General features: G+C 68.4%; 17 protein-coding genes and 1 tRNA gene. 4 read left to right on the top strand and 14 right to left on the bottom strand.

What is annotated here, in order from left to right:
* Nucleotides 1-4 precede the first annotated feature (4 nt).
* The 7 genes from JX613_RS09370 to JX613_RS09400 form a co-directional block, all read right to left on the bottom strand.
* Nucleotides 5-1,183: a DUF1501 domain-containing protein gene (locus tag JX613_RS09370; RefSeq protein ID WP_207101200.1), complete on the bottom strand. Its 1,179-nt coding sequence runs from the start codon at nucleotides 1,181-1,183 to the stop codon at nucleotides 5-7.
* 4 nt (nucleotides 1,184-1,187) lie between these two features.
* Nucleotides 1,188-2,537: a DUF1800 domain-containing protein gene (locus JX613_RS09375; protein WP_207101201.1), complete on the bottom strand. Its 1,350-nt coding sequence runs from the start codon at nucleotides 2,535-2,537 to the stop codon at nucleotides 1,188-1,190.
* 60 nt (nucleotides 2,538-2,597) lie between these two features.
* Nucleotides 2,598-4,373 carry an aspartate--tRNA ligase gene (gene aspS, locus JX613_RS09380; RefSeq protein ID WP_207101202.1) on the bottom strand — a complete coding sequence of 592 codons (1,776 nt, stop codon included), beginning with the start codon at nucleotides 4,371-4,373 and terminating at the stop codon, nucleotides 2,598-2,600.
* Nucleotides 4,374-4,433: 60 nt separating this feature from the next.
* Nucleotides 4,434-5,090 (bottom strand): CPBP family intramembrane glutamic endopeptidase, encoded by a 657-nt coding sequence (locus JX613_RS09385; RefSeq protein ID WP_207101203.1) that lies wholly within the window; start codon nucleotides 5,088-5,090, stop codon nucleotides 4,434-4,436.
* On the bottom strand, nucleotides 5,063-5,830 hold the full coding sequence (locus JX613_RS09390) for a glycoside hydrolase family 25 protein (RefSeq protein WP_237168480.1): 768 nt from the start codon (nucleotides 5,828-5,830) through the stop codon (nucleotides 5,063-5,065). Before JX613_RS09390 ends, JX613_RS09385 begins: the two co-directional genes overlap by 28 nt.
* 127 nt (nucleotides 5,831-5,957) lie before the next feature.
* Nucleotides 5,958-6,287 carry a hypothetical protein gene (locus JX613_RS09395; RefSeq protein ID WP_207101205.1) on the bottom strand — a complete coding sequence of 110 codons (330 nt, stop codon included), beginning with the start codon at nucleotides 6,285-6,287 and terminating at the stop codon, nucleotides 5,958-5,960.
* A 45-nt stretch (nucleotides 6,288-6,332) separates the two neighbouring features.
* A complete protein-coding gene (locus JX613_RS09400) occupies nucleotides 6,333-7,712 on the bottom strand; it encodes an FAD-binding oxidoreductase (protein WP_207101206.1) in 1,380 nt (459 codons plus the stop codon).
* Between the two features lie 145 nt (nucleotides 7,713-7,857).
* Here JX613_RS09400 and JX613_RS09405 point away from each other — a divergent pair, with 145 nt between their 5' ends.
* Together JX613_RS09405 and JX613_RS09410 are read left to right on the top strand one after the other, a co-directional pair.
* Nucleotides 7,858-8,751, top strand: a complete 894-nt coding sequence (locus JX613_RS09405) for a glycosyltransferase (protein WP_207101207.1) — start codon at nucleotides 7,858-7,860, stop codon at nucleotides 8,749-8,751.
* On the top strand, nucleotides 8,751-9,578 hold the full coding sequence (locus tag JX613_RS09410) for an NAD-dependent epimerase/dehydratase family protein (RefSeq protein WP_207101208.1): 828 nt from the start codon (nucleotides 8,751-8,753) through the stop codon (nucleotides 9,576-9,578). The genes JX613_RS09405 and JX613_RS09410 overlap by 1 nt, the downstream gene beginning before the upstream one ends.
* 61 nt (nucleotides 9,579-9,639) lie before the next feature.
* Here JX613_RS09410 and cobT read toward each other — a convergent pair whose 3' ends face one another.
* The gene (cobT, locus tag JX613_RS09415; protein WP_207101209.1) at nucleotides 9,640-11,502 is read right to left on the bottom strand and encodes a cobaltochelatase subunit CobT; all 1,863 of its coding nucleotides are present in this window, start codon (nucleotides 11,500-11,502) and stop codon (nucleotides 9,640-9,642) included.
* Between the two features lie 154 nt (nucleotides 11,503-11,656).
* Between cobT and JX613_RS09420 the strand changes: the two genes are divergently transcribed.
* Nucleotides 11,657-12,238: an NADPH-dependent FMN reductase gene (locus JX613_RS09420; RefSeq protein WP_207101210.1), complete on the top strand. Its 582-nt coding sequence runs from the start codon at nucleotides 11,657-11,659 to the stop codon at nucleotides 12,236-12,238.
* A gap of 45 nt (nucleotides 12,239-12,283) precedes the next feature.
* Here the strand turns inward: JX613_RS09420 and JX613_RS09425 are convergent, their stop codons facing one another.
* From JX613_RS09425 to JX613_RS09435, 3 genes are read right to left on the bottom strand one after another with little or no spacing between them, the layout of a single operon-like run.
* Nucleotides 12,284-13,135: a hypothetical protein gene (locus tag JX613_RS09425; protein ID WP_207101211.1), complete on the bottom strand. Its 852-nt coding sequence runs from the start codon at nucleotides 13,133-13,135 to the stop codon at nucleotides 12,284-12,286.
* Between the two features lie 23 nt (nucleotides 13,136-13,158).
* Nucleotides 13,159-14,565 (bottom strand): TolC family outer membrane protein, encoded by a 1,407-nt coding sequence (locus tag JX613_RS09430; RefSeq protein ID WP_336512288.1) that lies wholly within the window; start codon nucleotides 14,563-14,565, stop codon nucleotides 13,159-13,161.
* On the bottom strand, nucleotides 14,562-15,215 hold the full coding sequence (locus JX613_RS09435) for a protein-L-isoaspartate O-methyltransferase family protein (protein ID WP_207101212.1): 654 nt from the start codon (nucleotides 15,213-15,215) through the stop codon (nucleotides 14,562-14,564). The genes JX613_RS09430 and JX613_RS09435 overlap by 4 nt, the downstream gene beginning before the upstream one ends.
* Nucleotides 15,216-15,338: 123 nt before the next feature.
* On the opposite strand from JX613_RS09435, the gene JX613_RS09440 reads away from it, so the two are divergent.
* Nucleotides 15,339-15,412, top strand: a tRNA-Cys gene (locus JX613_RS09440).
* A 26-nt stretch (nucleotides 15,413-15,438) separates the two neighbouring features.
* Here JX613_RS09440 and opgC read toward each other — a convergent pair.
* The 3 genes from opgC to JX613_RS09455 are packed head-to-tail and all read right to left on the bottom strand — an operon-like array spanning nucleotide 15,439 to nucleotide 20,236.
* Complete coding sequence (opgC, locus tag JX613_RS09445; RefSeq protein ID WP_207101213.1) at nucleotides 15,439-16,572, bottom strand: OpgC domain-containing protein; 1,134 nt, start codon at nucleotides 16,570-16,572, stop codon at nucleotides 15,439-15,441.
* Nucleotides 16,569-18,659 carry a glucans biosynthesis glucosyltransferase MdoH gene (gene mdoH / locus JX613_RS09450; RefSeq protein ID WP_207101214.1) on the bottom strand — a complete coding sequence of 697 codons (2,091 nt, stop codon included), beginning with the start codon at nucleotides 18,657-18,659 and terminating at the stop codon, nucleotides 16,569-16,571. Before mdoH ends, opgC begins: the two co-directional genes overlap by 4 nt.
* Entirely contained in the window at nucleotides 18,656-20,236 is a 1,581-nt protein-coding gene (locus JX613_RS09455; RefSeq protein ID WP_207101215.1) for an OpgD/OpgG family glucan biosynthesis protein, read from the bottom strand. Before JX613_RS09455 ends, mdoH begins: the two co-directional genes overlap by 4 nt.
* Nucleotides 20,237-20,357: the final 121 nt, after the last annotated feature.

Consider the following 20,357-nt stretch of genomic DNA (forward strand, 5'->3'; position numbering starts at 1 on the left):
CCGATCACGCCAGAATGCGCGGATTGTCCCCCATGTCGAGGCCGGGAAAGACGCTGCGTTCCAGCACGTCGGGGGCGATGCCGAACAGGTCGCGCAGGGACCAGGCGGCATAGGCGCGGATGTCGCGCAGGGGCATCAGGTCGCGCCCGGCGTAAAGGTCGCTCTCGGCCAGGCCCGGCCAGTCGCCCAGGGCGCGCCCGCCCCGGATGTTGCCGCCCGCCACCAGCAGCGCCCCGCCGGTGCCGTGGTCGGTGCCGCCCGTGCCGTTTTCGCGCACGGTGCGGCCGAACTCGGTCATCGCCAGCACGGTTGTCCGCGACCAGTTCGCCCCCAGGTCGGCGCGCAGGGTCAGGATCGCGGTGCCCAACCGTTGCAAGGCGCGGCCAATGACCTGCGGCTGGCGGGCATGGCTGTCCCAGCCAGAAATGGAAAAAGTGGCGATCCGCGTCTCGCCGTTCAGGCGGTCGGCGGCGAAGCGCGCCAGGGCCTGCGCGTCGCGGGTCGGGCCCGCCTCGGTCTCGATGGTGGCAAGGCCGTCGTTGATGATGTCCACCGCCTGTTCGCCCGCCGGACGGAACAGCGGATCGTCGTGCCAGACATGGGTCAGCAGGCGCTGGCCCTGCGCCGACAGGCGGAACCGCGTCTGCGGCGCCCAGCTTTTGGCAGGCGCCGCACCGTCCAGGATGCGCATGTCATCGAGGCCCACCGAATAGGCGGTTTCCGACTGCACGCCCGGCATGGCCTGCAGCAGGCGGTTCAGCCAGCCGTCGCGCTGCTGCATCGCCTCGACATCGGTGCCGGTCCCGGCCTCAAGCACGTCCTGGCCGTCGAAATGGCTGCGCTTGTCGCGATAAGGGGTGGACACGGCGGGCGCAAAGCCCAGCTCGCCCGCGCGCCACAAGGGCATCAGGTCCGCCAGCGCGGGATGCAGCGCGAAGAACCCGTCCAGATCCTGGGCCCCGCCCTGGGGTCCGACCGACAGCGTCTTGCGCAAGGTCCGCAGGGCCGGGTCGCCATGGGGCTGGAACACGTCCAGCCCATCCATCGCGCCGCGCAGGATGATGACGACCAGCCGGTTCTCGCCCGGGGCGCTGGCGAAGGCGATCGCGGACAGCAGCGGATGGGCGGCGGCCGAACAGCCGATCAGGGCGCTGGATTTCAGGAACAGGCGGCGGGACAGCATGGCGTCATCTCCGGTTGAAATCGGGCGAGGCCAGGATCACGGCCATCCCCTCGGCCGGGCTTTCGGCCTTGGGCACCGCCCAGCGAAGCGCCTCGGACGCGCTGTCGCCAAGGGCTGTCTGCAGGAAGGCGCGGGGGTCGGGCTGGTCCGGCAGCAGCCTGGGCAGCATCCGCATGGCCCAGTCGATGCGCCCCGCCAGCCCCTGCGCGGTGGCCCAGGCGTCCGCATCCTCGGGCCAGCCGTCGGGGCCGCGCGGCATGCCCCAGCGTTGCCCCATCGCGGCCATGCCGCCCATCAGCAGGTTTCTGAAGGCGCGTTCCTCCAGCGCCATGATGTCCCCGTGCGAGAAACCGCAGCCGCGCAGCGCCGCCACGATATAATCGAAGGGCTGGCGGACCTTATGGCGGAAACAGTCGCGCAGTTCCGGCGCCTCGGCCAGCACCAGATAGAGCGCCGGCAGGTCGCCGCCGCTGCCGCGAAAGGCCCGGGCCAGCCGCCGGACCAGGCTGTCGGGGGGATCGTCGGACACGAAATGCACCGCCAGCTTGCGCGCAATGTGGCGCGCGGTCGCGTCATGGGCGGCCAGATCGGCGATGACCTCGCGGACCACGCCCCGCCCCTCGCCCCGCCTGTAGGTCTTGCCCAGCACCGCGAAGGGACCGGGTTCCGCCCAGTTCGGGTTGAAGCTGCTGGCCGCGTCGCGGTTGGCGCGGAAGGTCAGCCCGGTCAGCAACAGCGCCAGCTGGCGCACGTCGCGCTGGTCATAGCCCGATCCGGCGCCCAGGCTGTGCAGCTCGATCATCTCGCGGGCGAGGTTCTCGTTAACGCCGCGCCCGGCCCTTCCCGCGCGGGACTTGGGCCCGACCGAGACCGCCTGGTCCAGATAGGTGATCATCCGGGGATGCGTTTCGGCGGCGAACATCAGGTCCGCGAAGCGCCCGCCGACATGGGGCCGGATCGCCTCGTCCACGAAGGCCGCAGCGGTGACCGCGTCAAAGACGCTGCCATTCGTCACGGTGAAATGGTCGGCCCAGAACTGCACCAGCCGCTCGCCAAAGCCGCCCACGTCGCCCACCGCGCGGGCCATCCGGATGCGGGGCGCGCGCAGGCCGATGTCGCGCACCTGGTTGCGCAGTGCCTGTATCTGCGCGGCCCTGTCCGGCGCGGTCGAACGGTTCAGGTCGGCAAAGCGCGCGCGATGGGGCAGATGGTCCCGGGCCACCGAAAAGGCATCCGCGTCCGGCCCGGCGGTGCTGATCGAAGCGACCAGCGCCACCGGATCGGCAGGCGGGCTGGACAAGGGCGACAGCCCATAGCCCAGCCGGATCGCGGCAAGTTCGGGATAGGACAGCATCCACGGCCCCCGGTTGAAAGTCACGCCGCAAGGCTAGGCAACCGGGGTGGGAATGTCAGATCACTCTTTCGGCAGGACGCGCAGGCGCAACTCGCGCAGCTGTTCGTTGGTGGGTTCCGACGGGGCGCCCATCATCAGATCCTCGGCCCGCTGGTTCATCGGGAACATGATGACCTGGCGGATGTTCACCTCGTCCGCCAGCAGCATCACGATCCGGTCGATGCCCGCCGCGCAGCCTCCGTGCGGCGGCGCGCCATAGCGGAATGCCTTGACCATGCCGCCGAACCGCTTTTCAACCTCGGACGCCGGATAGCCCGCGAGTTCAAAGGCCTTGAACATGATTTCCGGCTTGTGATTGCGGATCGCGCCCGAAATCAGCTCATAGCCGTTGCAGGCGAGGTCGTACTGGTAGCCCTTGACCTGCAAGGGGTGGCCGTTCAGCGCCTCCAAGCCCCCCTGCGGCATCGAGAACGGGTTGTGGCTGAAGTCGATCCTGCCGTCGTCGGTTTTTTCATACATGGGAAAATCGATGATCCAGGCGAACTTGAACTGGTTTTCCTGGGTCAGGCCCAGTTCGCGGCCGATCTCGTTGCGGGCGCGGCCCGCGACGGCCTCGAACTGCTCGGGGCGGCCACCCAGGAAGAAGACGGCATCGCCCTCGCCCAGGCCAAGCTGGATGCGGATAGCTTCGGTTTTCTCAGGGCCAAGGGCCTTGGCGATGGGACCGGCGGCCTCGGTGGACCCATCCTCGGCCTTGCGCCAGAAGATATACCCCATGCCCGGCAGCCCCTCGCGCTGCGCGAAGGCGTTCATGCGGTCGGCGAACTTGCGCGACCCGCCAGTAGGCGCGGGGATGGCGCGGACCTCGGTGCCCTCCTGCTCCAAGAGCTTGGCGAAGATGCCGAAACCGGACCCGCAGAAATGGTCGCTGACCACCTGCATCTCGATCGGGTTGCGCAGGTCGGGCTTGTCCGACCCGTATTTCAGCAGCGCCTCGGCATAGGGGATGCGCGGCCAGTCGGCATCGACCGGGCGGCCGCCCCCGAACTCCTCGAACAGGCCCTGGATGACGGGCTGGATGGCGGCGAACACATCCTCCTGCTCGACGAACGACATCTCCAGGTCAAGCTGGTAGAAGTCGGTCGGGCTGCGGTCGGCGCGCGGATCCTCGTCGCGGAAGCAGGGGGCGATCTGGAAATAGCGGTCGAAGCCCGCGACCATGATCAGCTGCTTGAACTGCTGGGGGGCCTGCGGCAGGGCATAGAACTTGCCCGGATGCAGGCGCGAGGGGACCAGGAAGTCGCGCGCGCCTTCGGGGCTGGACGCGGTGATGATCGGCGTCTGGAACTCGGTAAAGCCCTGATCCCACATGCGGTTGCGGATCGAGCGGATCACCTTGGACCGCAGCATGATGTTGTTGTGCAGCGACTCGCGCCGCAGGTCCAGGAAGCGATAGGCGAGGCGCGTTTCCTCGGGGTATTCCTGGTCGCCGAAGACCGGCAGGGGCAGTTCGTCCGCCGGTCCCAGAACCTCCAGGTCGGTGGCATAGACCTCGATCTCGCCCGTGGGCAGCTTCGCGTTCACCAGCGCGGCGTCGCGCAGCTTCACGCGGCCGTCGATGCGGATCACGGTTTCCGCGCGCAGCTTGTCCATCGCGGCGAAGGCCGGGCTGTCGCTGTCGGCCAGCACCTGCGTCATGCCGTAATGGTCGCGCAGATCGACGAACAGCACGCCGCCATGATCGCGGACCCGGTGGACCCAACCCGACAGGCGGACGGTTTCCCCGGCATGGGCGGCGGTCAGGTCGCCACAGGTATGGCTGCGATAGGCGTGCATGGTCGGTCCCCGAATAATCCGCCCCGCATCAAGCGCGGCAGGGGCGGGAAGTCAACCGGCTTAGAACGGGCGCACCACGTTGCCGCTGTAGAAATAGACGCCCATGCCCACGGTGAACAGGATGTTGCCCGCAACCGCGTGCAGCAGCCAGGCGGCGGGAAAGCCGTGGCGCAGATAGGCGCGCGCGAAGATCCAGCCGCCCACGAAGGTCATGGCCGCCACGACCGGCGACCAGTACATCAGATGCGCAAAGGAAAAGACCGCCGCGTTGACGGCGATGGCCCCCTGCCCCGCCGGCAGCAGCGCGCCGTAGCGGTGGAAGAACAGCGGGCGGAAGATCAGTTCCTGCGGCAGCGCGGACAGCAGCGGGTAAAAGACCCAGATCAGCGGCAGCATCCCCGACCGCAGCATGGTGAACAGGCGTTCGGGATGGGTGAAGTAAAGGATCACCACCCCCGCCAGCAGGGTGACGACAGACAGGGCCAGGACTTCCAGCCAGGGCAGCCTGCTCCACCCCCGGACAAGCGAGCGGAAGCCGAAGCCGCCGGTGCGCCACAGCAGCAGCAGGCCCGCGACGGAAAACACCGCCAGCGCCTCGAACAGCAGGCGGCCCGGCATGAACAGCGCAATGGCCAGCGGCGCCCCGAGATAGAGCGCCGCGAACTCGATCCCCAGCCAGAGGCGGGATCCTACCGTGTCAGGCGTGTCTGCAGCCATCGCACCCAATCCGCGCGGGTTCCGGCGAATGCGTTGAGGTCGGTGTTGCCCCGGATGCCCGGAACGATGCCGGTCCCGGTATATTGCCAGAAGGCCCACCGCTGCCCCGGATAACGCTCGCTCGGGTGACCGGCGGTCGAGCGCAGCCAGAATTCCGCGCGCATGTCGCCCAGGCGGTTGTCGCGATAGAAATCGACCGTCGTGTAGATGATCGGCCGCTGCCCGTAATGCCGCCCCACGATGTCCATGAAGATCGAGGCCTGCTGCTTGATCTCCTGCGGCGAGGGCCGATAGGGGCAGGTCTGCGAATGGGTCCATTCCAGGTCGATGACCGGCGGCAAGGATCCGATCTCGCGCGGCACCTGGCGGATGAACCAGGCCGCCTGTTCCGCGCCCGAACGGCAGAAGTAGTAATAGTGATAAGCCCCGCGCGGGATCCGCGCCGCCGCGGTCTCGCGCCAATAGCGGTGGAAGCTGGGGTCGTAGTGGTCGCCCCCCTCGGTCGCCTTGATGAAGGCGAAGCTGATGCCCGCATTGCGGACGCGGTTCCAGTCGATGTCGCCCTGCCAGCGCGACACGTCGATGCCGTGGACCGCGTGGCCGTAGGGGTGGCGGCCGCCCCAGTCATGGGGGGCCGAATCGCCCAGTTGCGGGTTGGCCCCCGGCCCCGGCGCCGCGCGATAGCCGCCCCGTTCGGGGGTGCGCGCGCAAGCCACCGCCAGCACAAGCATCAGCCCCATCAATATCTTGCTGAAATACCGCATCCTGCCCCTTCGACCTTGCCTTGGCGCTTGCCGCGCCGTTTTGGCGCTTATCGCAAGGTCGTGAGGGAAAGTCACCGGGCCGTGACGGTCACGAGTGCGTCAGTCAGTTCGCCTCTTGCGGCGCGTCCTCGGTCGCGGGGGCCGTGTTTTCCGTGGCGGGCGCGGCTTCGGTTCCCCGGACCTCGCTGTCCTCTGGCTCCGGCAGGCCCTCGGGCGAGACGACCGGGGGGGCGGTGCCGTCGGTTCCTTCGGCATTGGTGATCGGCGTGCCGGCGGGCGGGGGCGTGGTGGCCAGCCCCTCGTTCTGCTCGTCCACGCCGGGGCGGAACACCATGAAGGCCAGGAAGGCCGCGATCAGGACGATGGCAAGGGCGGTCAGCGCCGGCACATGGCGGCGGGCTGACCGCGAAGCGTCGTTGTCATTGTGGGACATGGGGTTTTCTCCGATGGCTTGGCAAGGCAACTGCCGAAAAAGGGCCTAGTTCCTGTCGGGCACCAGCTTTCCGGGGTTCAGGATGCCATGGGGATCCAGCGCCGCCTTGATCTGGCCCATCAGCTGCCAGCCTTCGCCATGCTGGGCAGCCATCAGCCCGCGCTTGCCGATGCCGATGCCATGTTCGCCGCTAATCGTGCCGCCCACGGCCAGCGCGCGTTCGGCCATGCGGGTGGCGATGCGCTTGGCCGCCGCGATCTCGTCGGGGCTGGCGGGATCGACCAGCAGAAGCGCATGGAAGTTACCGTCGCCGACATGGCCCAGGATGGGGCCGATCAGCCCTTCGGCGGCGATGTCTTCCGCTGCGGCATGGACGGCGGCGGGCAGGTGCGACATAGGCACGCAGACATCGGTGGCCAGCCCCGAGGCGCCGGGCCGCAGCGCCAGGCAGGCGTGATAGGCCCCGTGCCGCATCCGCCACAGCCGGGCGCGGTCTTCCGCCGTGGTCGCCCAGTCGAAACCCTGGGCGCCGAACTCGGCCGCGATGTCGCCGAAGCGGGCGGCGTCCTCGCGCACCGCGCCGGGGCTGCCGTGGAACTCGACCATCAGATGCGGCTGTTCGGGCATGGCGCTGCCGGAATGAAGGTTGAAGGCCCGCGCGCTGGCCGCGTCGACAAACTCGATCCGCGCCATGGGGATGCCCGACTGGATCGTGGCGCTGACGCATTCCACGGCGTGATCCAGGCTGTCGAAGGCGCAGACGGCGGCGGCCACCTCCTCGGGCTGGCCGTGCAGGCGCAGGGTCAGTTCGGTGATCACGCCCAGCGTGCCCTCGGACCCGACGAACAGCCCGGTCAGGTCGTAACCGGCGCTGGACTTCGCCGCCCGCGTGCCGGTGCGGATGATCCGCCCGTCGGCCAGCACCACCTGAAGCGCCAGCACATTGTCGCGCATCGTGCCGTAACGCACGGCGGTCGTCCCGCTGGCCCGCGTGGCCGCCATCCCGCCAAGGGACGCATTGGCCCCCGGATCGACCGGGAAGAACAACCCCGTCGCGCGCAGTTCCGTATTCAGCGCCTCTCGGGTGACGCCCGGCTGGACGCTGGCCTGCATGTCCTCGGCCCGGACCTCCACCACCTTGTCCATCCGCGACAGATCGAGCGAAAGGCCCCCCTTCATCGGCAGCGCGTGCCCCTCCAGCGAGGTGCCGGTGCCCCAGGCGACCACCGGGACGCGGGCCTCGTTGCAGGCCCGCAGGATCGCCGCCACCTCCTCGGCGCTCTCGGGCCAGGCCACGGCGTCGGGCGGGGGCGAGCGGTGGAAGGCCTCGGACTGGGCATGGTGGTCGCGGTCGGCGGCGGTCTGGGACAGGCGTGTTCCCAGGATGCCACGCAGGCGGTCGGAAAGGGCGGCGGGCAGGCTCATGATGGTTTCCTCGGCTATCGCGGGCAGGTTAGCCTTTGGATGAACCTTGGCAAAGCCCACCGCGTTCTGTCATGGACGGTTCATGAAAATGCCATAAGGTCGCGCCAAACCGCCGCCAGACTTCTTTGACTGCCCAGGATAGCCGATGGACACCACCCGGATCTCGCCGCTGTATCCCGCCGCAACACACGGCAGCGGACCCGCCCTGCCCGACGGCCTGCTGGCTGAAACCCCGGCCCGATCCGACCATGCCTATGTCACGCTGGTCACCAATCCCGACTACCTTCCGGGGGCCGAGGCGCTGCTGCGGTCCTTGACGCTGACCGGCACGCGCGCCGACCTGGTGGTCATGCACCGCGGCTTGGGCCCGGCCCATCTGGCGCGGCTGCGCGCCCACGGCGCCCGGCTGATCGCCGCCGACCTGCTGCCCACCAGCGAAGGCTTCGACCGCGCCCATGCTCGCGACGCCCTGCACGCCCGCGCGGCCTTCACCCAGGGCGGCAAGCCCGATTTCCACACGCCCTTGGACAATTTCGTCAAGCTGCGGCTGTGGCAGCTGGATTACGACCGCTGCGTCTTCATCGACGCCGACGCGGTGGTGCTGCGGTCCGTCGAAAAGTTGTTCGACCTGCCGGAATTCTGCGCAGCCCCCAATGTCTATGACGGGCTGGACGGGTTCCACCGCATGAATTCGGGCGTCTTCACCGCGCGCCCCGACATCCGCACCTATCACGCGATGATGGCCCATCTGGACCGCCCCGGCGTCTTCTGGCGGCGCACCGACCAGACCTTTCTGCAGGACTATTTCCCCGACTGGCACGGGCTGTCGATCCATCACAACATGCTGCAATATGTCTGGATGAACATGCCGGAACTGTGGAGCTGGGAGGACATCCGCATCCTGCATTTCCAATACGAGAAGCCCTGGCAGGACCACGACAAGGCCCATCTGCTGCGCCCGCTGATCGAGTTGTGGCGCGCCATCGCCGAAGGCCATCCCGTCCCCGACCTGGCCGCGCAGGCCCGTCCCGCCGCCTGATGCGCATCGCGCTGACCGGCGCATCGGGCATCGTCGGCGGCTTCGTGCTGCGCGCGGCGCAAGCGGCGGGCCATCAGGTGACGCGGCTTGACCGCAGCACCGGCTTCCAGTTGGGCGACACGCCAGACCTGTCAGGCCACGACGCGCTGATCCATTGCGCCTTCGCCCACACCCCCGGCCGCTATCGCGGGGGCGAGGGCGACGACCCCGAAACCTTCCTGCGCCTGAACCGCGACGGAACCCTCCGCCTGCTCGAGGCAGCCGTCCGCGATGGCGTGGACCGGGTGGTATTCCTGTCCTCGCGCGCGGTCCATGACGGGTATCCGCCCGGGACCGCCCTGCCCGACGACCTGCCCGCCCGGCCCGCCAACCTCTACGGCCAGGTCAAGGCCGACGCCGAAGCGCACCTTGCCAGCCTTCCCCTCAAGGGCACCGCGATCCGGGCCACCGGCGTCTATGGCCTGCCCGGCAAATGGCACGGCCTGTTCAGCGACTATCTGGCAGGCCGTCCCGTCCAACCCCGCATCGCGACCGAGGTTCACGGCGACGACCTCGCCGCCGCGATCCTTCTGCTGCTGGACCAGCAAACCCCGCCTTCCCAGGTGAATTGCAGCGACCTGATCCTGGACCGCCATAACCTGCTGGCGCAGGTTCAGGCGCTGACCGGCTGCCCGCACTCCCTGCCCGCCCGCGCCGACCCGGCCCCCTTGCGCGTGCAATGCTGCGACCGCCTGCGCGCCATGGGCTGGCAACCCGGCGGCATAGCGAAACTGCGCGCCACCCTGCCCTTTCTGCTTTCTTCTTCAGAAAAATATCCTCGGGGGTAGGACGCCCGCAGGGCGTCCGCAGGGGGCGGAAAGCCCCCTGTCTGTCCCCGCGGGACGCGGGTCAGGCGCGGCGAGCCATCCCCAGGGCCCGCGCCCTCTTGCGCGGATCGGCGTCGAACAGCGCGGCCAGTTGCTCGGTAATCGCGCCGGCCAACTGGTCCGCATCCGTGATCGTCACCGCGCGTTCGTAATATCGCGTCACGTCATGGCCGATGCCGATCGCCAGCAGTTCCACCATGCGCTTCTTCTCCACCATGGCGATCACGTCGCGCAGGTGCTTTTCCAGATAGTTCGCCGGATTGACCGACAGGGTCGAATCATCGACCGGCGCGCCGTCGGAAATCACCATCAGGATCTTGCGCGCCTCGCTCCGCCGCACCAGCCGCTTGTGCGCCCATTCCAGCGCCTCGCTGTCGATGTTTTCCTTGAGGAGACCCTCCTTCATCATCAGCCCAAGGTTCGGCCGCACCCGCCGCCAGGGCGCGTCGGCGGGCTTGTAGATGATGTGGCGCAGGTCATTCAGACGCCCCGGCTGGGCGGGACGGCCCGCCTGCAGCCAGGCCTCGCGCGATTGCCCGCCCTTCCAGGCCCGCGTGGTAAAGCCCAGGATCTCGACCTTGACGCTGCACCGCTCCAGCGTGCGGGCCAGAACGTCCGCGCAGATGGCGGCGATGCTGATGGGCCGGCCCCGCATCGACCCAGAGTTGTCGATCAGCAGCGTCACCACCGTGTCGCGGAACTCGGTGTCCTTTTCCACCTTGAAGGACAAGGGCGTGGTCGGGTTCGCCACCACGCGCGCCAGGCGGCCCGCGTCCAGCACGCCCTCCTCCTTGTCGAACTCCCAACTGCGGTTCTGCTGGGCCTGCAGGCGGCGCTGCAACTTGTTGGCCAGCCGCGACACCGCCCCGCGCAGGGGTTCCAGCTGCTTGTCCAGATAGGCGCGCAGCCGTTCCAGTTCGGCCGGATCGGCCAGATCCTCGGCGCGGATTTCCTCGTCCCAGGTCTGGGCGAAGACCTTGTAATCGGCACTGGCCTCGCTGACCGGGGGCGGCAGGTCGGGCGGGGTTTCCGATTCGGGCATTTCGGCCTCGTCGGTCAGCTGCTCGTCGGACTGGTCGTCCATGCTGACCTGGGCCTGGCGTTCGTCCTGCTGCTGTTCCTGGGACCGCTCGGGCGAGGCCTCGGCATCCTCGCTGTCGTCCTGGTCGCGGGACTGGTTGTCGCCCGCTTCCTCGTCCTGTTCGGCGTTTTCGTCCGAATCGTCGTCTTCCTGCTGGTCGGGATCGTCACCCAGCTGGTCGCCGTAGCCCAGGTCGCTGATGACCTGCCGCGACAGGCGCGCGAAGGCCGCCTGGTCGGCCAGCACCTCGTTCACATGCGACAGCGACCCGCCCGCCTGCTGTTCGACAAAAGGCCGCCACAGGTCGGCCACATGCTGCGCGCCCACCGGCAGCGCGCGGCCCGTCGCGGCCTGGCGGACGATGTAACCGGCAGCCACCGCCAGCGGCGCGTCGGCGGGGGCCTTGATCTGGCCGTAACCCTTCTTGTCCGCATCCGCGCCGATCCGGGCGTCGATGTTGGACAAGGCGCCCGGCATGTCGCGCGCGCCAAGCGCCTCGCAGCGGGCGGTTTCCATGGCCTCGTAAAGCTCCTTCGCCATGGGCCCGGCGGGAGAGAACCGGGCATGGGTCGCCGCGTCGTGGTGGCGCATCCGCATCGCCAGGGCGTCGGCGGTGCCCCGGGCCAGCAGGATCTCGTCCCGGCCCATGCGGCGGCTGACCTGCGGCAGGCGCATCGTGTCGCCCGCCACGCCCGAGGGATCGGCGCTGAAGGTCACGTTCAGTTCCCGGTCGTCGGCCAGGGCGCGCGTCGCCTCGGACAGGGCCTTCTTGAAGGGATCGGCGGGGTTGTCGGACTTCTTCATGGGATTGATAGACCACCGCCGCGCCCGTCAGGCAAGGCCCGTTGTGCGAAAACGCAAGAACGGCTGTGCGCCCCTGCCCGGCGATTTGCCGAACCGTGCGGCCCGACAGGCGTTAGGCTGGCCGTGCCCCATGACCCAACAAGGACCAGCAGACATGACCAAGCCCCGCATCGGCGTCATCATCAGTTCCACCCGTGACACCCGCTTTGCCGACAAGCCCACGGCCTGGCTGATGGACAAGGTCAAGGACCATCCCGACCTGGACTTCGCGCTGATCGACCTGCGCGACCAGAACCTGCCCTTCTTCAACGAACCCGCGTCGAACCTGTGGATACCGTCCAGCGATCCGAACGCCGTGGCGTGGCAGGAAAAACTGGCGGGCCTTGACGGCTTTGTCTTCGTCGTCGCGGAATACAACCGATCCATCACCGGGGCACTGAAGAACGCGCTGGACCAGGCCTACAAGGAATGGAACCGCAAGCCCTTCTCGGCGCTGGCCTATGGCAGCCTGGGCGGCGCGCGCGCCCTGGAACACCTGCGCCTGATCGGGATCGAGCTTCAGATGGTGCCCCTGCGCAATGCCGTCCATATCGGCGGAGGCGATTTCTTCAAGGTCTCTCCCCTTGGCGCCAATGCCCCGATGAGCGAGATCGAGGACCACCTGGAAGGCTCGCTCAAGGCCATGCTGGACGAATTGACCTGGTGGGCCAGGACGCTGCAAACCGCGCGCGGCTGAGCGGATTTCCGGGCAGCACCGTGACAGGCGCTGCCCGCTGCGATGTCAGAAGCGATCCATCTGCGCTTCCAGCGCGGCGGCAACCTCGCGGCGGATCACCGCGCGCAGGTTGGCCGAGAATCGCTGGCCCAGCTCTCCGTTCAGTTCCTCTTGCACCATCTCGCGCAGCATGTCGCGGATGTCCTGATCGGTGCTTTCCCCGTCGGCCTGGGCCTGGAGTTCGGCATCGAAGGCTTCGGCCGCGGCGGCCAGTTCGGCGACGGGATCGGTCGCAGGCTCGGGCGGCAGGGTCCAGCCAGAGGGGCGCTGGTCCACCGGCTTGGCGGCCAGGACGGGGGCGGGTTCTTCCAGTTCGGGCCGCATCCGTGCCTTCCAGTCGAAGGCTTCGGCGAAATCGTCCGCATCATCGCCGATATCCAAGACCGCCGGTTCAAGGCTGGCCGGGGCGGGCGCGGGTTCGGGCAGGCGCGCGGTTTCGCGCATCTCGGGCCGCAGCCAGGCCCGCCAGCCCGAGGGCTTGGCCCCTTCCGGTTCGGCAATCCGGCGCTCGGCCCCCAGGCGGAGGGGCACGGCATTGGCGGCAGGCTTGGCGCCGGCGCGCAGGATGAAGGCCGGAACCTGCGGGGCATCATCCGCCTCGGGCAGTTCGGGGGCCACCGGCCGCGTCGATTCGGCGGTTTCGACCATCTGCCGCGCCAGGGCGGCATTGCCGCCATAGCGGCGCGCCAGGAATTCGGCCGCATCGTCCTGGACCAGGTCGCTGCGGCCCGCCCGGAGCCGGTCCCGCGCGGTGCTGAGCGCATCGTCATCGGCGATCATGCGGCGGATGGCGGTCAGGACATCGCCGATGTCTTCCGACAGGCGGGCGGCGTTTTGTGAAAAGCGGGGGTCAGCCATGGACACCCCCGCGGATCAGGCATTCAGTTGCGGCCGATCGCGCGAAGCACGCGGTCAAGGCTTTCGCCCTGCTTGCTGGTGTAGGGCGCGTCGCGCACGGCATTGTAGTATTGCGAAGGGTCATAGGTCGGAATCCCCAGGTTCAGGTGTTCTACCGTAAGACGACCCATAGCAGCCAGAAGTTGATAATGTGCTAATTGCAGGTTGGCTTCCGCCGTAATCTTGTCGGCCCGCGCCTCCAGCAGCGACTGTTCGGCGTCCAGCACGTCCAGCGTGGTGCGCGCGCCAAGCGCCGCTTCCTCGCGCACGCCGTTATAGGCCTGCTGCGCCGCCGAGATCTGTTCGTCGATGGCGCCGATCTGGGCGCGCGCCACGTCGATGTTGGCCCATGATTCGCCGACCAGCTGGCTGATCTGGCGCGACACGTTCAGCAGGTTCGCCCGCGACTGGTCGCGCAGCGCCATGGCACGGCGATGCGCGGCCGGCAGGCGGCCCCCGGAATAGATGGTCTGGCTGAGGTTCAGGCTGACCGAGGCGCTGTTGCGGTTGTCGTAATCGCCCTCGCCCAACAGTTGCTGCTGCCGACTGCGCGTGACGCCCGCCGCGACGTTGGCCGACAGCGACGGATTGCGTTCCGCCGCGGCCTGGGCGACGCCCAGTTCAGAGGCCGCGGCCTGGCGCTGCGCCTGCGCGATCAGCGGGTGGTTGCGCTGCCCGATAGCCCGCGCCTCATCGACCGAGGCGGGCAGCTTGGGCAGCGGCGGGGGCGCGTCCAGCCCGCTGGGAAAACGCCCGGTCGCGGCCAGATAGGCTTCGCGCGCGATTTCCAGATCCCCTTGGGCCGCGGCCAGCCCGGCCTGGGTTTCCGCCAGTTGCGCATCGGCCAGCGCCACGTCGGTCACGGTGATCTCGCCCACGTCGAAGCGGTCCTGCGCAGCCTGGCGTTCCCGCGTCAGCACCTCGACCGAGTTCTGTTGCAGGGCCACCCGTTCGGTCGCCTGCCGGATGTCGAAAAAGGCCACGGTCGCGGCCAGCAGAACGTCCTGCTCGACCGCGACAAGGCCCTGGCGCGTCGCCAGAACCTGTTCCTTGGCCGCGTCGATGGCCAGTTGCGACCGGCCCCAGTCATACAGCAGCATCTGCGCGCCGATCTGCAACGAGGTCGAGCGCGCGGTGCTATAGTCCAGCGCCCCCTCGCTGCGCGAGACCTGATGGCTGGCCGTCCATTGGACGATGGGGCGCAATTCGGCCAGGGCCGCGGCCACGTCCTCGTCGGCGGCGCGCAGCACGGCGCGGTTCTGCTCGATCAGGGCGGAATGGCGATAGGCGGCGACCAGCGTGTCGGCCAGCGATTCGGCCCAGACGGCATGGCCGGTGAACGCCATCAGCGCGATGGCGGCGGCCCCTGAAAAGCGGCGCAGTCCTTTCACAATACAAACCCCCGCGCTCGCTCGAACCCCGGCAGCAAGGGGGCTTGGGCATTGAAACCATATCGCCAGTTGACGCGCCCGTGAAGCCGGTGGCCGATGCGGACGACGCCCAGGGCGCCTTCCAGGAACAGCGCGGTGATGCGCCCGCCTTCCTTCAGCTGGTCCAGGATCGCGTCCGGCACCTCCTCGACGCCGCCGCCGATCAGGATCGCGTCAAAGGGGCCCTGCTTGGCCGCGCCCTGCGCATGGGGGGCGTTCAGCACCGCGACGTTGAAGACGCCCGCCTCGCCCAGGCGGCGCTCGGCCTCGGCGGCCATTTCGGGCTGTTCCTCGATGGCGACGACGGCCTGGACCATCCGCGCGACGACCGCCGCCGAATAGCCATAGCCGCAGGCCAGATCCAGCACCAGGTCGTCGGGCTGCAGGTCCAGCATGTCGATCATCTTGCCCAGGGTGCGCGGCTCCAGCAGGACGCGCCCATGGCCCAGGTCCAGGTTTTCGCCCGTATAGGCCACCGCCCGGCGCGAGTCGGGCACGAAATCCTCCATCGGGACGGCCAGCATGGCCTCGATCACGGGGAACTTGGTGACATCGTTGGGGCGGACCTGCGTGTCCACCATCATCGTGCGCCGGGTGGCGAAATCGCTCATCTCGGGGAGCCTCTGCAAGTGCTTTCCAGCTTTATTGCCATGATTTCGTGGGCCTCGCAACGCCACACATTCCCGTCTTGCAAGCGGCGGGCCGATCCTTTATTCCATGCCCACCTCAACGGCGGCGGGTTGGCGGAGAGGTTACGCAGCGGATTGCAAATCCGTGAAGACCGGTTCGATTCCGGTACCCGCCTCCACCTTTCCCGGAATGCGCCGTTTTCCTTCAGCCCTTGGCCTGGCGCCGCAGGGTGATCGACATCTGCCAGGGCGCGCCAAAGCGCAGCCATAGGGCGGAAATCCACCACAGCGCCAGCATCGCCCAGACATCGACAGCCATGCGCCGCGCGATGCCTTGGCCCGGGGGGTTCATCTGGAAGGCGTCGCCCAGCACCGACAGCAGCACGCAGGCCAAAAAGGAAAACAGTCCGCCCCGGCCGATCTGCTGCAAGGCCACGCCCAGGCGGCTTGCGGCCATGCGTTCCATGATGCGGGCCAGGGGCACGGCGACCAGCCAGCTTGCGCCCATGATCGCCATGTAGCGGGTGCCGTCCAGATCCCACTTGCCGATCTCTCCGCCATAGATCAGGCGCAGGGCGTCGCGCAGGGGCAGCGCGGGTTCGCCGAACTTGGCGGCCACCACGATGGCGGTGCCGAACAGGAACATGCCCGCCGACAGGATCGTCAGCAGCCGCCGGTGCTGCATCAGAACCGGCATGGCCCGTTCGCGGTAAAGGCCCATGGCGATGCCGGAAAAGAACAGCATCTGCCAGCCGAAGGGGTTGAACAGCAGCCCGCCCAGACGGTGGTTCGGCACAAAGGCGTTCAGCACCGGGGCAAAGCACCAGACCGCGAAAGACCCGGCCGCAAAGCTGAGGGGATGGCGCAGCATCACCGGCACCAGCACCGGGACCGAGGCCAGCAGGATCACGTAAACCGCCAGCACGTCCAGAAGGTTCGGCTGAAGCCACATGCTGGCCAGCACGCCGAAGAAACCCAGCGGGTTTTCCAGCACCCAGATCGCGTATTGGTGCCAGATCGCCGTGTGGTCCATGTCCAGCGCCAGAAGCCCGGCCGACACAAGCGCCATCAGCATCCCGCCAAAGACCAGGGCGCGCCAGACCTCGAAGGCGCGGCGGGCGAAACGCCATTGCGCGGCGCGCAGGCCCGCCTTGCGTTCGACCGACAGCCAGACCATGCCGACCAGGAAGCCCGACAGCAGCACGAACAGTTCGGCCGCGTCGAAGATGGCGAAATTGGCCAGCGTGAACCAGCGCAGTTCGGAAATCGGCATGTGGTCCAGCATGATGCAGACCAGCGCGTAGCCGCGCAGCATGTCCAGCGCGATAAGCCGCTTCATGACGGAAGGACGCTCCATTGCCGCAGCAGCGCGGGGTCCGAGACCAGCGCGTCGGTCTCGTCCCGGGTCAGAGTATCCAGCGCCTCGGACCGGGTGGCGGCATGGGCGATCTTGGCGCCCGCGGTGATGCGGTGCAGGCGCTTGTCCCGGGGCAGGTCGGGATGGTCGGGCAGCAGCGCGACATGGCGGTCGATCATCTGGGGATCGCCGCCCAGGTGCAGAAGCCCCGCCGCGCCCTTCAGGGGCCGGGGCATGGACCGGACGACGGCGCTGGCATCGGACAGGATCGCGGGGGGATTTCGCTCCTCGGGCGTGACCAGAAGGCCGCGCATCCGCGCCCAGCGGCCGAAGACCGGGCTGGCCGAATAGCGCGAGGTGACAGGCGACAGGATCAGCCCGGCCAGGATCGGCGACAGCCAGATCAATTGCGCGGGGGAAAACTGCGCCAGCACGATCAGCGTGCCGATGCCAAGGCCCACATGCACCCAGTGCCGCGCGATCACCACGTTCCAGTCGGGCATGGATCCGGCGCGGACCTGGGCGTTCCAGCCGCTGTCCCGGCCCCGCAGGATTTCATAGATCTGGCGCGTCTGGATCAGCATCTGCACCGGCGCGATCAGGGCGGACAGCAGGATCTCGAACAGGGCGCTGGCGAAGATGCGGGCCGGGCCGCCCGCGTTCTGCGCCAGGGGCCGTCGCCAGGCACGAAAGATCGCGATCAGCTTGGGCAGCAGCAAGAGCGCCATGGCGGCGACGAACAGCCACAGCATCCGGCGGGCGTCGAAGACCGGCCAGTCGGGGAACAACTGATAGGCGTTGGGGAAGTATTCCGGCGTTGACAGCAGCACATTGGCCGACAGCACCAGGCCCACCAGGATCAGGGCCAGCCACAGCGGGCTCATCAGAAAGCCCAGGATGCCGATGGTGAAATGCGCCAGCGTGATGGCGCGGGCCCCGCGCATTCCGAACAGGCGCGAATGCTGCAGGTTGCCCTGCGCCCAGCGGCGTTCGCGCACGGCCATGTCCAGAAGCGTCGGCGGGCAGCCCTCGAAACTGCCGCGCAGGTCGTGGTCCAGCCGGACCTTCCAGCCCGCCCGGCACAGGGCGGCGGCTTCCACGAAATCGTGGGACAGGATGGTGCCCCCGAAGGGCGGCTTGCCCGGAAGGCGCGGCAGACCGCAGGCGGATGCAAAGGCCGACAGGCGGATGATGGCGTTGTGGCCCCAGAAGTTGCCGGTGTTGCCCGACCAGGCGGACACGCCGCGCGCGATCATCGGGCCATAAACGCGGCCCGCGAACTGCGTCAGGCGGGCAAAGATCGTCTCGCCCCCCACCAGGATCGGCATGGTCTGGATCAAGGCCAGCCGGGGATCGGCGTTCATGCGGGCGGACAGGGCGCGGATCGTGGCACCGGTCATGATGCTGTCGGCGTCCAGCACGACCATCTGGTCATAGCGCCCGCCCCAGCGGCGGATGAAGTCGCTGATGTTGCCGGTCTTGCGATCCTCGTTGGTGACGCGGCGGCGATACCAGATCGGCAGGGGCGATACCCGGCGCGCCGCGTCGATCACCAGCGTCTCGTTCACGGCGATCACCGGGTCCCGGCTGTCGGACAGAACGAAAATCTCGGCCCGATTGGCCATGCCCTCGCGGTCCAGCTCGCGCGCCAGGGCGGTCAGCAGGCCGATGCTTTTGGCCGCATCCTCGTGATAGATCGGCATGACCACGGCCAGGCGCGCGTCGTTCGGCCCCTCGGGCGTGGCCAGGTCGGGCGCGAACAGGCCCGCCAGCACGCCGCAGAAGGAAAAGCCCACCCAGGCGAATGTCGGCACGAACAGGACCAGCAGCGCCCATTGCATCGGCGTCGGATCGTCGCCGAAGGATTGCAGCATCTGCAGAAAGCCCACGACCGCGATGGCCGCCGTTCCGCCGAAGGCCACCAGCCGCGCCGCCCAGACCCGCCAGCCGTTGCGCAGGCGCGGAAAGGCCTGCGGGGGCCGGGCGCCGAAATCCTGCACGGGCATGGCCAAGGGCGCCTCGGGCGGGGTGGCGGGAAGCGTGGTCGTGGGCCGGTCCATGGCGGTCATGCGGTCCAGCGGGCCAGCCAGGTTTCGCTTAGCACGACACCCTCGGGGCTGGTCAGCACGGCCTGCAGTTCCGCCAGGGTGGCGTCGCCGGGCTCGAACTCGAAGGCCAGGCGCAGCACGCCCTGGTGCGGCAGCGGCTTGAGATAGGCATGGGCGATGTTGCCGGCCGAGGTCGTGACCTTGGATTCGGGCAGCGTGTCCGCGAACAGCGACAGATCGAAATCGACGATAAAGCTGCGTGCCGCCTGCGAATTGACCGACCGGCCGGACCGCACCTGCACCACCCGGGCCAGCGGCAGGTCGTTGGCGGGCAGCGGCGCGAAGCCCAGGCGATAGCGGAATTCGTGGCGCTTGTCGCGGACCAGCGGCTCCTTGGGAACCCAGCAGGTGACGATGTTGTCGTTGAACTCGTTCTCGACCGGGATCTCGACCAGGCGGACCTCGCCCTCGCCCCAGTTCTCCTCGGGCTGGATCCAGGCCGAGGGGCGCAGGTGATACAGTGCCTCGGAATCCTGGTAATCGTCGAAATCGCGCTTGCGCTGGATCAGGCCGAAGCCGCGCGGGTTGTTGTCCACGAAGGACGAGATCTGCAGCGTCTTGTGCGCGCCAAGCGTGCGCCACAAGGCCTGCCCCGCGCCCGTGTGCATCTGCACGCCGTCGCTGTCATGAACGGCGGGGCGGTAATCGTCCACCTGCCGGCGGCTGGCGGGGCTGAACCAGAACATCGAGGTCAGGGGCGCAAGCCCCGTGTTCTGCAGATCGACGCGCGGGAACAGCGCGACGCGCACCCGCACCATCGACACCGCGCCGGGGTTGATGTCGAACTGATAGGCGCCCGCGACCGACTTGCTGTCCAGAAGCGCATAGATGCGCACCCATTCCGACCCGTCGGACGGTTCCTGGATCCAGAAGTCGGTGAACAGCGGGAACTCCTCGCCGTCCGGGCTGCCGGTCTTGATGGCAAGGCCGCGCGCCGACAGGCCATAGATGGTGCCGCGCGCCACGGCGCGGAAATAGGTCGCGCCCTGGAAGACCAGGAATTCGTCCATCACGCCGGGGCGGTTCAGGATCGTCCGCATCCGAAAGCCGGACCAGCCCATGTTCCCCTTGTTCTGCAAGTCCGCGCCGTCGGGGAACTGCGAGGGATCGAACTCCAGCATCGAGGGGTCGAAGTCCAGCCGGTGCGGCACGCCGTCGCGGACCACGCTGATGTTCACCGGCTCGTAGAAGATCGAACCCGGCGGCAGCAGGTCCATGCCGAAGCGGGGATTGCCCGCGAAGGGGTCGCGGTCGCGCCGGAAGCGGATCGCCCGATACTGGTCATAGGTCAGGTTGGCAAAGCTGCCCACCAGATCGGCCACCGGCTGTTCATAAACGCGCGTCGCCCGTTCCGCCGCAAGGGCCGCCACCTCCTCGAAGCCGAAGACGGTGGGGGCGGGCGCAGGCGGCGTGTCACCGGCGCCCGGGGGCGGCGGCGCAGATTGATCCGCTGGGGTCTGCGCTTGCACGGGCACGGCGGCAAACGAGCCTCCGGCGGCCAGGGCGGTGGCTGCGTTAAGGAATTGACGGCGTTTCATATCGGGTGATGGTTGCCAAAAACCGTTTCACTATAAGGGTGATGCCGTGCCGCAGCAAGGCGCAAGCCGAACCCGCGCCCCCTGGGAAGGTTGCAGGTTTGCAGGCCCGTCGCGGGGGCGC

The sequence above is a fragment of the Paracoccus shandongensis genome, from assembly GCF_017315735.1.
Classification (GTDB): Bacteria; Pseudomonadota; Alphaproteobacteria; order Rhodobacterales; family Rhodobacteraceae; genus Paracoccus; species Paracoccus shandongensis.

Excerpts from the sequence above, each read along its gene's own strand:
- JX613_RS09405 (WP_207101207.1), top strand. The coding sequence starts at position 7,858 with ATGGACACCACCCGGATCTCGCCGCTGTATCCCGCCGCAACACACGGC.
- JX613_RS09435 (WP_207101212.1), bottom strand. The coding sequence starts at position 15,215 with ATGAGCGATTTCGCCACCCGGCGCACGATGATGGTGGACACGCAGGTC.
- JX613_RS09370 (WP_207101200.1), bottom strand. The coding sequence starts at position 1,183 with ATGCTGTCCCGCCGCCTGTTCCTGAAATCCAGCGCCCTGATCGGCTGT.
- JX613_RS09385 (WP_207101203.1), bottom strand. The coding sequence starts at position 5,090 with ATGGCTGCAGACACGCCTGACACGGTAGGATCCCGCCTCTGGCTGGGG.
- cobT (WP_207101209.1), bottom strand. The coding sequence starts at position 11,502 with ATGAAGAAGTCCGACAACCCCGCCGATCCCTTCAAGAAGGCCCTGTCC.
- opgC (WP_207101213.1), bottom strand. The coding sequence starts at position 16,572 with ATGAAGCGGCTTATCGCGCTGGACATGCTGCGCGGCTACGCGCTGGTC.
- JX613_RS09425 (WP_207101211.1), bottom strand. The coding sequence starts at position 13,135 with ATGGCTGACCCCCGCTTTTCACAAAACGCCGCCCGCCTGTCGGAAGAC.
- JX613_RS09455 (WP_207101215.1), bottom strand. The coding sequence starts at position 20,236 with ATGAAACGCCGTCAATTCCTTAACGCAGCCACCGCCCTGGCCGCCGGA.
- JX613_RS09410 (WP_207101208.1), top strand. The coding sequence starts at position 8,751 with ATGCGCATCGCGCTGACCGGCGCATCGGGCATCGTCGGCGGCTTCGTG.
- JX613_RS09375 (WP_207101201.1), bottom strand. The coding sequence starts at position 2,537 with ATGCTGTCCTATCCCGAACTTGCCGCGATCCGGCTGGGCTATGGGCTG.
- JX613_RS09390 (WP_237168480.1), bottom strand. The coding sequence starts at position 5,830 with ATGGGGCTGATGCTTGTGCTGGCGGTGGCTTGCGCGCGCACCCCCGAA.
- JX613_RS09420 (WP_207101210.1), top strand. The coding sequence starts at position 11,657 with ATGACCAAGCCCCGCATCGGCGTCATCATCAGTTCCACCCGTGACACC.
- mdoH (WP_207101214.1), bottom strand. The coding sequence starts at position 18,659 with ATGACCGCCATGGACCGGCCCACGACCACGCTTCCCGCCACCCCGCCC.
- JX613_RS09395 (WP_207101205.1), bottom strand. The coding sequence starts at position 6,287 with ATGTCCCACAATGACAACGACGCTTCGCGGTCAGCCCGCCGCCATGTG.
- aspS (WP_207101202.1), bottom strand. The coding sequence starts at position 4,373 with ATGCACGCCTATCGCAGCCATACCTGTGGCGACCTGACCGCCGCCCAT.
- JX613_RS09400 (WP_207101206.1), bottom strand. The coding sequence starts at position 7,712 with ATGAGCCTGCCCGCCGCCCTTTCCGACCGCCTGCGTGGCATCCTGGGA.